Source organism: Eubacterium sp. SB2 (assembly GCF_001244405.1).
GTDB classification, from domain to species: Bacteria; Bacillota; Clostridia; order Lachnospirales; family Lachnospiraceae; genus Faecalicatena; species Faecalicatena contortus_B.
This window is the reverse complement of record NZ_LN865148.1, coordinates 300,154-313,113: the sequence shown is the minus strand read 5'-3', so window position 1 is coordinate 313,113 and position 12,960 is coordinate 300,154. Positions and strand designations below refer to the sequence as shown.

Genomic DNA, 12,960 nt, shown 5'->3' with positions numbered 1-12,960 from the left:
GTCCTCATCCGTCAACGATCCTAAAGTCCGTTGACTATAGCACAGATATTTTGACAAAATCAGCGTGATATGATAATATGGATAAGTACGAGGTGTAAATGACAGCTAGCATTTGCACCTTTTTTTCGCGCAGAGCAGAGAACGGGGATTGAAAGGAGAAAGGTTTTGCTTACGATTAATCATTATGTAAAAGCAAAAACACTGGAAGAGGCCTATGAGCTGAACCAGGCCAGAAATGCGCGCATCATGGGCGGCATGATGTGGATGCGTCTGGGAAATGCAAAGGTACAGACAATTATAGATATATCGGGCCTGGGGCTGGATCAGATTGAGGAGACAGACCATGTATTCCGTATTGGCGCCATGTGTACCCTGCGGCAGCTGGAGCTTCACGAGGGGTTAAGGGATATGTATGGAGATGCGGTTGCTGAGTCCGTACGCCACATAGTAGGAGTACAGTTCCGGAATCAGGCAACCGTGGGTGGAAGTATTTATGGGAGATTCGGCTTTTCGGATGTGCTGACCTGCCTGCTGGCTCTGGATACATTCGTAGAGCTGTATGACGGGGGAACGATCCGTTTGTCCGAATTTGTAAATAAAAAGCGGGATAAGGATATCCTTGTCTCTATTATCATAAGGAAGAGCGACCGAAAGCTCCGCTATTCCTCTGTCCGCAGGACAAAAACAGACTTTCCCGTGCTTTCCTGTGCGGTGGTTACCGGACCGGTGCATGGGAAAGAAACCTGGTATTTTTCAGTGGGGGCCAGGCCAATGAAGGCGGCGGTGCTGGAGAAAGAGTGGGAAATCCCGGACAATATTACAGAAGAGAAACTGGCCGAGTGCGCAAAAGAGGTTGCTGCGGGCTTTGTTTACGGAACTAATATGCGCGGGAGCGCCGAATACCGGCATCATCTGGCAGAAGTCCTGATCCTGCGGGCCATGCGTTCCATTTTGGCAGACCGTACACAGGAGGGCAGATAGATGGAAGTAAAATTCATATTAAACGGAAAACAGGCATGTGTGGAAGCGGCAGGCGATACCATTCTTCTGGATGTGCTGAGAGAACTTGGATGCCACAGTGTCAAATGCGGCTGTGAGACAACAAACTGCGGTCTCTGTACGGTGTGGATCGATGGAAAATCCCGCCTGTCCTGCTCCATTCTGGCGGCAAGTGTCGAAGGACAGGAAGTGACAACACTGGAAGGGGTAAAAGAAGAAGCCGAGGAGTTTGGAATATTTCTTGCCAATGAAGGTGCTGAACAGTGCGGATTCTGTTCACCTGGGTTTATTATGAACGTTCTTGCTATGGTGCGTGAACTGGAAGATCCGGGCACGGAAGAAATCAAAGAATACCTGTCAGGAAATCTGTGCCGATGCACCGGTTATATGGGACAGCTGCGTGCCATAAAGAAGTATTTACAGTGGAAAAAAGAGGAGGTGCGCTTATGAGAGTTGTAAACCAGTCCGTACCAAAAGTTGATTCACAGGCACTCGTGACCGGGAAAGGCGTATACACGGACGATCTGGCGCCTGGGGACTGTTTGATTGTAAAGGTGTTGAGAAGTCCCCATGCACATGCACTGATCAAGGACATCAATCTGACACGGGCAGCGGCAGTACCGGGAATTGAGTGTATACTGACTTACAAAGACTGCCCGGATAAACGTTTTACAATGGCGGGGCAGACTTATCCGGAGCCAAGCCCTTATGACAGGTTGATTTTGGATCAGCGCGTCCGGTTCGTGGGCGATGCGGTCGCCATAATAGCCGGGAAAACCAAAGAAGCAGTCAGCAAAGCTATGAAACTGATCAAGGTGAAATACGAAGTGCTGGAACCTGTACTTGATTTCAGAAAAGCAAAGGATAATCCCATCCTTGTACATCCAGAGGAGAATTGGAAGAGCCTCTGTCCTGTAGGGGCGGACAATCAGAGAAATCTATGCGCCCATGAGGCAGATTTCCAGGGGGATATTGAGGCAGTGCTGGCAGACTGTGAATATGTAATTGACAGAACTTATCATACGAAAGCAAACCAGCAGGCAATGATGGAGACTTTCAGAACCTGTACGTATCTGGATACCTATGGCAGGCTTAATGTTCTTTCTTCTACCCAGGTTCCATTTCATGTGCGTAGAATTCTGGCCACGGCCCTGGACGTACCGAAGTCAAAAATACGTGTCATTAAGCCGAGAATCGGCGGAGGCTTCGGGGCAAAGCAGACGGTGGTGACCGAGGTCTACCCGGCGCTGGTGACCTGGAAAACCGGAAAACCAGCTAAGCTTATTTATACGAGAGAAGAGTCTTTCATCGCATCCTCACCACGGCATGAGATGGAAGTCCATGTCCGTGTCGGGGCGGATAAGAATGGAATGATCAAAGGGATTGATGTCTACACACTCTCGAATACAGGTGCTTTTGGAGAGCACGGTCCGACTACGGTGGGGCTTTCCGGCCATAAGTCTATCCCTTTGTATGGAAAGGCAGAGGCCTTTCGTTTTGTGTATGACGTGGTCTATACGAATGTCATGTCCGCAGGGGCTTACCGGGGATATGGCGCTACTCAGGGGATTTTTGCAGTTGAGTCCGCTGTCAATGAACTTGCGGCAGAGCTGGGCATGGATCCGGTCAAAATCCGTGAACTTAATATGGTAAAAGAGGGGCAGCTAATGCCTGCATATTATGGTGAGACTGCCAATAGCTGTGCACTGGACCGCTGTCTGAAACGGGCAAAGGAGATGATAGACTGGGATCACAAATACCCATGCCGTGATATGGGCAATGGGAAAGTCCGGGGCGTTGGAGTTGCAATGGCTATGCAGGGATCCGGCATCTCAGCGGTGGACACTGCATCGGTGGGAATCAAGGTGAATGACGATGGCTTTTACAGCCTTATGATCGGGGCGACAGACATGGGAACCGGATGCGACACCATATTAGCCCAGATGGCAGCCGAATGTCTGGAGTGTGAGATAGAAGAAATCATTGTGCATGGAGTAGATACCGATGTATCCCCTTATGACTGCGGTTCCTATGCGTCCAGCACCACCTATGTGACAGGTATGGCTGTTGTAAAGACCTGTGAGACACTTAGAGAGAAAATCTGTGTCAGAGGGGCGTCATATCTTGGATGCTCTGTGGAAGATGTGGAATTTGATGGGGAACGAGTTCTGGATCTGAAAACCGGAAGGAGCATATCAAGGGCTGACATCGGCAATCGGGTTATGTGCAACAATGAAGAAGCACTCTATGCCAGCGAGGCATTTACCTCACCGGTATCACCACCGCCGTTTATGGTGGGCATGGCAGAGGTAGAGATCGATAAAGAGACGGGAGAGCTGGAGCTGGTTGATTATGCTGCAGTCGTAGATTGTGGAACCGTAGTCAATCCGAATCTGGCCAGAATCCAGGCGGAGGGCGGAATAGCCCAGGGGATAGGCATGGCCCTGTACGAGGATATCGTATACAGCGAAAAGGGAAAAAATTACAGCAATTCTTTTATGCAGTATAAAATCCCGAGCCGGCTGGATGTAGGAGAGATCCGGGTGGAGTTTGAGAGCAGTTACGAGCCGACAGGCCCCTTCGGTGCAAAATCCATAGGAGAAATCGTCATCAATACGCCGCCCCCGGCAATCGCAAACGCAGTTCAGAATGCAGTGGGAGTGATAGTGCGGGAAATGCCTATTACATCGGAAAAAATCTATAAGGGGATGCGGTGAGATAGTTTTTTGCGGCAGGTGAACCTCTCAGGACAGGCTGGACGCATCCGGGCGGAAGGAAAGGCTATCTTGGGTGTGGATCCGGGCGGGGGAGGCGGATGGTGTTGGCTGCACTCACGAAAACTTCCCCCGGCTTAGAGGGGGTTACTTATTTTGCGATGTACTTATTGAATCTAACGTTTTTCTTAAGCTTCTCCCAGGAAGTATCTGCCGTATGCATCGGCGGCTTTGATTGCTGCGCATACGGTTTCTGGGGTGACTTCGAACGGCAGGTTATGCAGGGTGTCATTTTCTGCGCATGCTGCGGTGGCAACGGCCATGAGTTTTTCTTCGGTTACTTCTTTGATTCCCAGTTCTTTTAATGTTACGGGCAGGCCCAGTTCGATGCAGAAGTCGATGATTTCCTGGAGTTCTTCTGCGGGGATGTTTTCGAGTACCAACTGGGTGATTGTCCCGAATGCTACTTTTTCGCCGTGGTACATGTGGTGGCAGTCTTCCAGAACTGTCAGGCCGTTGTGGATGGCATGTGCTCCTGCGAGTCCGCCGCTTTCAAAGCCGATTCCGCTCAGCAGGGTGTTGGCTTCTATTACTTTTTCTACAGCTGCGGTGCATGCTCCTGCTTCCAGTGCAAGTTTTGCTTTTACGCCTTCTTCCATTAATGTATCAAAGCATAATTTTGCCAGGGCCATAGCTGCTGAGGTCACTTTTCCGCCTGCACAGGTAGCGGCGCCTTTTGTCTGTACCGCTCTTGCCTCAAAATATGTGGCAAGGGCATCCCCCATGCCGGATACGGTTAAACGTACCGGTGATTTTGAAATAATGTCCGTATCCATCAAGACCATATTCGGATTAGCCGGAAGGAATAAATACTCCTCAAATACGCCTTCATCCGTGTAGATCACAGAAAGAGCGCTGCAAGGAGCGTCCGTAGATGCAATGGTAGGGCACACCAGAACCGGCGTATGTCCATAATAAGCCACTGCTTTAGCCGTATCCAGAATCTTTCCGCCCCCGATCCCAATCACAAGATCACAGTTTTCCTTCTTCAAAATCTCAGTAAGACGATTAATTTCATTCTTGCTGCATTCACCATTAAAATAATCATATACGATTTCAAAATCCTGACCGGCAAAGCTTCCATCAACAATATTGCCGATCCGCTTATAACCAGATTCTGTAATAAGAATCAAAGCCTTCTTCCCATACACCTTCGCATAATCACAGAGCCTTGCCATCTCGTTAGCACCCTGTACGTATTTGCCCGGACTAATTAAAATATTTGCCATTTGTAATTCCTCCTAAATCAATCAGTATGTTATTTTATTAACAATCATATTATGCACTGATTCTCCAATAAAGTCAATCCCGTACCAAAACTTTCTCACACCCAGATTCCTCTTACGGTAACAATTCAGACAAGCCTGAACTGTTACAATTTACGTTACCATCCGAGTGGGAGGTCTTCCCCACCGTTTGGATGAACCAGCCTGCCGTGGAACGGAGCGGGGACAGACGGAAACATATATCTGTCCGTCTGTCCCCGCTCCGTCCCACGGCAGGCATCCCCTACATTCGTTTCTGATATCCCAGCCGCTCACTTCCATCCTCCAGATAGATGATCCCGCAGTACTGAAACCCATTTTTATCGAGCATATGCTGCATGACCACATTATCTCTGTGTGTATCAATACGGAGATTCCTGCACTGCTCCAGTGCCCAGTTCAGGCAGAAGGATGCAGCTCCGCGGATGGTGCCGTCTGAGGTAATCCTGTGTACAACCCCATAGGGGGATTCATCCAGCCACTGACCGTTATATATTTTAGTATAAGTATCATCACGGCCCTCCTTATAATAGAATGCAGCTATGATATTGCCGTGTTCTTCGCAGACATAACTGTTTCCATCCTCAATATCCTGAGCCAGCAGTGCTTTCGGCGGATAGGTGCTGCCCCATTGTGTGGGATTTCCGTGGCTTGTCATAAACATTCTTGCGCTTTCATACATTTTCAGCAGAATTTCCAGATCTGCCAGCCTTGCCTTTCTAATTTTCATGTTTAAATACTACCTTTCAAATGTTATTTATTCTGATAATAATACATCGCATACTATGCAATATATGTGCGGTTTTAGTAATGGTTTTATGATGTTTAAAATAAATTACACACATATTTTTATTTTAAAACGATTCACATATTAAAGCAATTAGAAAAAATACTGAAAATTTGTAGCCTTTTGCCTTGAAAATCCGTCTATTTAATGTAATGATAATACTGTATTACTATAGAGGAGGGCACATAAGATGAGCGGCAAGAAGAAGGTGTTACTGGCAGGGGGGATAGCAGCTGGCATTTTGATCTGTATTTACTGTGGCATATCTATTTATTTCATGAATCATTTCTTTCATAATACCAGGATCAATGGTGTGGATTTTTCCATGAAAACGGCAGATGAGGCCGAGCGGTATTTTGCAGGGCAGATTGATGGGTATGCGCTGAAAGTTACTCCGATAGAAGGCGGCAGTGAGGAGATCAGCGGATCATCGATATCAATGAAGTATAAGAAGAGCAAAGAGCTGGATAAAGCGCTGAAGGAGCAGGGGGCGTTTCTTTGGCCTTCGATGTTTTGGAAGGATCATAAGGTGAAGCTGTCTCTGGGTTTTGATTATGACCAAAAACAGCTGGAGGAAAAGATTCAGGCGCTGCAATGTTTCCAGAATGAAGAAAAGAGCGATCCGGAGAGCGCTAAGCCGGAGTTTGATGGGGATAAGTTTGTTGTAAAGCCGGAGGTGCTGGGGACAAAAGTCGATCAGGAGCCGATGAAGGAAAAGCTGATACAGGCAGTGCAGGGGCTGGAAGAGGAATTCAGCCTGGAGAAAGAAGACTGTTATCTGAAGCCGAAGTATACTGCGGATTCAAAAGAGGTGGCGGCTGCCTGCGATACCTTGAACAAGTACTGCGGGACAAGCATCACTTACGATATGGCGCCGCATAAAGAAGTGGTGGACAAGGCGCTGATTTCTACTTGGCTGTCCTGGGATGAGAGCATGAATGTTACTTTCCACGAAGACAAGGTCAGAGAGTATATGAATCAATTTGCCGCAAAATACGAAACTCTTTATGGGACTCGTCCGCTGACCACGCCCTGGGGAAAAGCGACGGAAGTAAGCGGCGGCACCTACGGCTGGGCAATCAATGAGGCGGCTGAGGCGGATGCTCTGATCGCCAGTATTAAAGCAGGTGAGCAGGCAACCAAAGAGCCGGTATATGAGCAGCGGGCGGCAAGCCATGAGCAGCAGGACTGGGGCAAAACATTTATTGAGGTGGATCTGAGTGCGCAGTATATGTGGTATATTGTTGATGGGAATGTGGCCTTTGAGACGGCTGTGGTAACCGGCAAGCCTTATGAACACTCCACACCGGCGGGGGTATATGACATCCTTATGATGATCCCAGGCACTACCCTTGTGGGAAATATTGTGCCTGAGACGGGAGAGCCGGAGTACCGGACATGGGTGGACTACTGGATGCAGGTGACTTACGGCGGTGTCGGATTCCATGATGCCACATGGCAGCCCGCTTTCGGGGGAGATCTGTACTGGAGCATTGGTTCCCACGGATGTATTAATATGCCGTTGGACGGCGCGGCGACATTATACAGCATGATATCGAACGGGACTCCTGTTGTCATGCACTACTGATACACATAAGCGGAGAAGAAAACACTATATATTGTATAAAATTAGATACAAGGCCTATAATGAAAACTATTATCATTTATCCTCTTGTCTTTTATTTAACGAAATGATATACTGGGCGGGAACTAAAAGATAACCTGATACATCAAAGGAGGATTTTATAATATGGCTCATTACGATCAGTGGGAAGGATTTAAGGGAAGACTGTGGAGAGATGACATCAATGTCCGGGATTTTATTCAAAACAATTATACTCCTTATGACGGCGATGAGAGCTTTCTGGAAGGACCTACAGAAGCAACAAATAAACTCTGGGGCAGGCTGCAGGAGCTGCAACGTGAGGAACGGGCGAAGGGCGGCGTACTGGATATGGAGACAGAGGTTGTTTCCGGCCTGACGGCTTATGGCCCGGGATACATTGATGAAGAGATGAAGGAACTGGAGACGGTAGTCGGACTCCAGACAGATAAGCCGCTTAAGAGAGCATTTATGCCTTTTGGCGGTATCAAGATGGCGGAGCAGGCATGTACGACTTACGGGTATCAGCCGAGTGAGAAGCTGCATGAGATTTTCACCAAATACCATAAAACACATAACCAGGGGATTTTTGATATCTATACCCCGGAGATGAAAAAGGCGCGCCATAATAAGATCATCACAGGACTTCCGGATACATATGGCAGAGGGCGTATAGTGGGCGATTACCGCCGTGTAGCTCTTTACGGAATTGACCACCTGATTGAACAAAAAATGGTGGACTTTAACGAAACCGAGAGACACGGAATGAAGGGAACCGATTTTCGTCTGAGAGAAGAAGTTGCGGATCAGTTAAAGGCGCTCAAAGACATGAAGGAGATGGCGGCTGTCTATGGGTTTGACATATCCAAGCCGGCAAAGGATGCGAAGGAAGCAGTGCAGTGGCTGTACTTTGGCTATCTTGCGGCAATCAAGACGCAGAACGGCGCCGCGATGAGCGTTGGGAGAATCTCTACTTTCCTGGATATTTATATCCAGAGAGATATGGAAAACGGCATTCTGACAGAGGCACAGGCACAGGAACTGATCGATCATATGGTGATGAAGTTCAGGATGGTTAAGTTTGCCAGGGTTCCCTCTTATAATGAACTGTTCTCCGGTGACCCGGTATGGGCAACGCTGGAAGTGGCAGGGCTGGGGCAGGACGGCAGATCTATGGTGACCAGGAATGATTATCGTTTCCTGCACACCCTGGAGAACATGGGGCCGTCGCCGGAGCCGAATCTGACGGTATTGTATTCTTCCCGTCTGCCGGAGGCGTTTAAGAACTATGTATCTTACATTTCTATCAAGACAAGCTCCATCCAGTATGAGAACGACGATGTAATGCGCCCGGTATGGGGAGATGATTATTCCATATGCTGCTGTGTATCGGCAACTCAGACAGGGAAAGAAATCCAGTTTTTCGGCGCCCGCGCGAATCTTGCCAAATGCCTGCTGTATGCAATCAACGGTGGTGTGGACGTAAAGACCAGAGAACAGGTAGCTCCTGCATACAAGCCGGTTACTACAGAATATCTGGAGTATGAGGATGTCCTGGATAAGTATGACAAGATGATGGACTGGCTGTCAAAGTTATACGTGGACACCCTGAATATGATCCATTACATGCACGATAAGTATTATTATGAGGCGGCGGAGATGGCGCTGATTGATACCGATGTAAGAAGAACATTTGCAACAGGAATTGCAGGATTCTCACATGTAGTTGACTCCTTAAGCGCAATAAAATATGCGAAGGTCAAAGTCATCCGTGACGAGACGGGAATGGTTGTGGATTACGAGACAGAGGGCGATTTCCCAAGATACGGAAATGACGACGACCGGGCGGACGATATTGCGATCTGGCTGCTTAAGACATTCATGGGCAAGCTGAAAAAATGCCATACATACAGAAACTCGGAGCCGACAACCTCTATCCTCACAATTACATCCAATGTGGTTTACGGAAAAGCGACGGGCTCCATGCCTGACGGAAGAAAGGCGGGAGAGCCGCTTGCACCGGGCGCAAATCCTTCCTATGGCGCAGAGAAAAACGGTCTGCTGGCATCCCTGAACTCCGTTGCAAAACTTCCTTATGAGGAGGCGCTGGACGGAATCTCTAATACGCAGACAATCAATCCCGGAGCTCTGGGGAATGACGAGGCGGAGCGTATTGAGAATCTTACCCGTGTGCTGGACGGATATTTTGAACAGGGGGCACATCACCTGAATGTCAATGTGTTTGGCAGAGAAAAGCTGATCGATGCGATGGAACATCCGGAAAAAGAGGAATATGCAAACTTCACAATCCGCGTGTCCGGATATGCGGTTAAGTTTATCGACCTGACACGTGAACAGCAGATGGACGTAATCTCCAGAACATGCCACGCAAATATGTAAATGGGTTGCACCGGCTTGACGGCATACCGTTTTACGGGTTGGTTTGTTTACGGATTAATTCAGTTATAAATTATATAGAAAGTTTTATTTTGAGGTGAATACGATGACAGAGCAGAACAATCTGAAAGGATATATCCATTCTCTTGAAAGTTTTGGTTCTGTAGACGGACCCGGCGTCAGATATATTATTTTTATGAGCGGCTGCGCTATGCGCTGCCAGTTCTGCCACAATCCGGATACGTGGAACATGCAGTCGGGGACACAGTATACCGCTGACGAACTGCTTGGGCAGGCTTTAAAATACCGCTCCTACTGGGGGAGTAAGGGCGGTATTACCGTAAGCGGCGGAGAGCCGCTTCTCCAGATCAAGTTTCTGACAGAACTGTTTCAAAAGGCAAAAGCAGCCGGGATCCATACGACTTTGGACACAAGTGGAAATCCATTTACCAGAGAAGAACCTTTCTTCGGCAGATTTCAGGAACTGATGAAGTATACCGATCTGGTATTGCTGGATATCAAACACATTGATGAACAGCAGCATGAGATTCTGACCGGATGCACGAACCGGAATATTCTGGACCTGGCGGTCTGTCTTTCAGAGATGGGGAAACCGGTCTGGATCAGGCATGTGCTTGTGCCGGGAAAAAGTGATAATGATGAGTACCTTCATAAGCTGGATGCATTTATCGGGACATTGGAGAATGTGGAGAAGGTTGAGGTGCTTCCCTACCATACGCTGGGGGTATTCAAATGGAAAGAACTGGGGCTTATATATCCTTTGGAGGGGGTGGAAGCGCCCTCCAAGGAGCGCATAGAGAATGCAGAGAGGCTTTTGCATGTGCATGGGCGGGGCCCGGCGGAAAATGACTCTGAATGAGGAATGGAAAAATTGTTATCCGGCATTTATTCATTATAAAAACCATGTGTCACATTATATTAAAAAACATAAAATCTAAGACTTATAAATCAAGTTTTACATTCTTGAAATGTCTCTTACAATATGTTATAGTACAAATATAAGAGGAGCAACCGCCCACAAGGTGGGTTGACCTTTGATAGAAAGTAGAAATACCACCCTGCTACCGGTCAAGTTTAGGGGTGGTTTTTCTATGTTAAGCTAGCGACAAATCAAATAAATGAATGTCAGTAACGCCAGAATAAACATTCCAAAAGCCATAAGGTCTTTAAAATCGAAATGTTTCATAGACATCACCTCCATTCTATGTAGAATGAAGGTCAACACACCCTGAAAACACGGTTACTCCATAGATTGAATATAATGATTTGTGGATGTAAATAAAATACTATATTATATATGTCAGGCTGAACCTATGGATGTTTCTGATCGCATTGGCTAAGAGAGTTAAGGGGGATTGAACAACAAATACAATAATGGTATACTGACAGCATAGTGTTATCTTTAGGTGGTGATGATTGTGTGTAAGAATAAGAATAGGAAAAATGATGCAGGACTCTGTGCAAAGCCAGAATCAGGAGCGACATTTGCATAGAGTAGTTTCGTGTCGCTAAATTAATACTGCTGGCTTTGCTGCTTGGACTTCATGATCAAGGAGGGAGCCTGTATGAAATATATGAATGCAAATACAATTCTCCCGGATGCTTTAGTCGAGGAACTGCAGAAGTATGTGCAGGCAGGATATATTTATATTCCTGCAAAAGACGAGCAGCATAAGAAGTGGGGAGAGTTGTCCGGGTATCGGAAAGAACTTGCAAAACGCAATGCGGTTATTGTTGAGCAATATCGCGGCGGCATGTCTATAGAAGAACTTGCCTTGCGTTTTTCGCTTTCGGTATATGCCATAAGAAAGATAATCTACCAGAAATGACTGAAACCGCAGCCTGCAGATCACGATAGAGCGAAATTGTGAACTACAGGCGCGGTTTTCTTTTTTTGATTTAACAGCATTCATGTGAACATTTAACAGACAGTATTTTCTGTATATCATCAAAATGGCCGCGGCATGTAACGCGGTATTGTATCCAGCCGCCGTCACCGCAGGGATACTTATTGTCTATGTACTCCTGTGTATACTGCAGCATATTCTCATAGAGGGATGCGAATTGGGGATCTGACAATCTGACCATAACCGTAAAAGAATTATTTTCAGCAAATATGTTACAAATGAGTTTCTGCTTTATTCTATGGGCAATTCCCCAGCCATATGCATTACCATAAGGAAATGTGACTTTTTGTACTGTCTGGAAGGAGCTTGATAACCATTCATTAAGCAGTGTAAAAAGTTCTGCATTTTCCCCGCAGTAATCTTTCATTTCATCTACGGTTGGTTCAATTTGTTTGTTAAGCATTCTTTCGTACATACCCGTCTCCTTTTGGGATAATAATCGGAGTTTTACTAAGTTTACCACATAGAGGAGGTGATATCCAGCACCTGGTTTTCCCAACTGTTCATAATTTCCAGCTGTTCGGCTGTATGGAACCAGTGTTCACCATTTTCCATAACGGTCAGCCCCGCGCTGAACTTTTTGACAAAGATATCCACGGTTTTACGCTGTACGAGGTTATCTTGTCCGGCATATAAGATTTCGGTGGGCGTATTCCACATCTGAATGGGATGCCGCCTAGCGCAAAGCCAATGGCTTCTTCTTTATTGCCGCCCTGGCCATCGACAAAAAGATAAATTTTATCCGATGGTTCTCCAAGGAGTATTGCAGGAATATGCTCTATTAAAAATGTCTTCGGTTTCAAATCAGTTTTTATGGTATCTCCTGACATGCTGAAATCCTCCTGTTTATTTTATAATATCATTGATAATTCTGCTCATTTGTTTTGGGCAGCCTTCCTGTGTTTCGGCATGGTTCAGTACAATAGTATCAGCAAATTCATTCATCAGCAAATTCGTTGAGTATTCTATCACTTCATCCTTAGAATTAAAGTATCTGTAAAAGGTTCTCCTTCCTAACTCTGCTTTATCGACAATCCTGGTTATTGTGATATCATGGTAGTTTTTTTTGTCTAACAACTCATATAAAGATTCTATAATCCTTCTTTTCGTTTGGTTATTTTCTTTAAAGTACATATGTTTCTTCTCCTGTTTCACCCATGGCACATTTTTAAAAATATGTATCACTTTTATCGGATATATTGTCCGG

The 12,960-nt window shown here is 46.5% G+C and carries 12 protein-coding genes; 7 read left to right on the top strand and 5 right to left on the bottom strand.

The window, feature by feature from the left end; genetic code table 11:
* Positions 1-165 precede the first annotated feature (165 nt).
* From BN1938_RS01525 to BN1938_RS01515, 3 genes are read left to right on the top strand one after another with little or no spacing between them, the layout of a single operon-like run.
* Positions 166-981, top strand: a complete 816-nt coding sequence (locus tag BN1938_RS01525) for an FAD binding domain-containing protein (RefSeq protein ID WP_050638904.1) — start codon at positions 166-168, stop codon at positions 979-981.
* Positions 982-1,449: a (2Fe-2S)-binding protein gene (locus BN1938_RS01520; protein WP_050638903.1), complete on the top strand. Its 468-nt coding sequence runs from the start codon at positions 982-984 to the stop codon at positions 1,447-1,449. It abuts the gene before it with no gap.
* Entirely contained in the window at positions 1,446-3,716 is a 2,271-nt protein-coding gene (locus BN1938_RS01515) for a xanthine dehydrogenase family protein molybdopterin-binding subunit (protein WP_050638902.1), read from the top strand. Before BN1938_RS01520 ends, BN1938_RS01515 begins: the two co-directional genes overlap by 4 nt.
* A 185-nt stretch (positions 3,717-3,901) precedes the next feature.
* Here BN1938_RS01515 and BN1938_RS01510 read toward each other — a convergent pair whose 3' ends face one another.
* Entirely contained in the window at positions 3,902-5,002 is a 1,101-nt protein-coding gene (locus BN1938_RS01510) for a glycerol dehydrogenase (protein ID WP_050638901.1), read from the bottom strand.
* 280 nt (positions 5,003-5,282) lie between these two features.
* Entirely contained in the window at positions 5,283-5,768 is a 486-nt protein-coding gene (locus BN1938_RS01505) for a GNAT family N-acetyltransferase (protein ID WP_050638900.1), read from the bottom strand.
* Between the two features lie 247 nt (positions 5,769-6,015).
* Between BN1938_RS01505 and BN1938_RS01500 the strand changes: the two genes are divergently transcribed.
* The 4 genes from BN1938_RS01500 to BN1938_RS01485 all read left to right on the top strand — a co-directional run bounded on the left by BN1938_RS01500 (position 6,016) and on the right by BN1938_RS01485 (position 11,675).
* Positions 6,016-7,413, top strand: coding sequence for a L,D-transpeptidase family protein (locus tag BN1938_RS01500; RefSeq protein WP_050638899.1), 1,398 nt, complete (start codon positions 6,016-6,018; stop codon positions 7,411-7,413).
* Between the two features lie 162 nt (positions 7,414-7,575).
* Positions 7,576-9,828 (top strand): formate C-acetyltransferase, encoded by a 2,253-nt coding sequence (gene pflB / locus BN1938_RS01495; RefSeq protein ID WP_050638898.1) that lies wholly within the window; start codon positions 7,576-7,578, stop codon positions 9,826-9,828.
* Positions 9,829-9,931: 103 nt separating this feature from the next.
* Complete coding sequence (gene pflA / locus BN1938_RS01490) at positions 9,932-10,705, top strand: pyruvate formate-lyase-activating protein (protein WP_050638897.1); 774 nt, start codon at positions 9,932-9,934, stop codon at positions 10,703-10,705.
* 706 nt (positions 10,706-11,411) lie between these two features.
* On the top strand, positions 11,412-11,675 hold the full coding sequence (locus BN1938_RS01485; RefSeq protein ID WP_050638896.1) for a CD3324 family protein: 264 nt from the start codon (positions 11,412-11,414) through the stop codon (positions 11,673-11,675).
* A 70-nt stretch (positions 11,676-11,745) separates the two neighbouring features.
* Here the strand turns inward: BN1938_RS01485 and BN1938_RS01480 are convergent, their stop codons facing one another.
* From BN1938_RS01480 to BN1938_RS01470, 3 genes are all read right to left on the bottom strand, one after another.
* Positions 11,746-12,168: a DUF3788 domain-containing protein gene (locus tag BN1938_RS01480; protein WP_050638895.1), complete on the bottom strand. Its 423-nt coding sequence runs from the start codon at positions 12,166-12,168 to the stop codon at positions 11,746-11,748.
* A 145-nt stretch (positions 12,169-12,313) separates the two neighbouring features.
* Positions 12,314-12,583, bottom strand: coding sequence for a hypothetical protein (locus BN1938_RS23280; RefSeq protein WP_129879583.1), 270 nt, complete (start codon positions 12,581-12,583; stop codon positions 12,314-12,316).
* A gap of 16 nt (positions 12,584-12,599) precedes the next feature.
* The gene (locus BN1938_RS01470; RefSeq protein WP_050638893.1) at positions 12,600-12,887 is read right to left on the bottom strand and encodes a TetR/AcrR family transcriptional regulator; all 288 of its coding nucleotides are present in this window, start codon (positions 12,885-12,887) and stop codon (positions 12,600-12,602) included.
* Positions 12,888-12,960 lie beyond the last annotated feature (73 nt).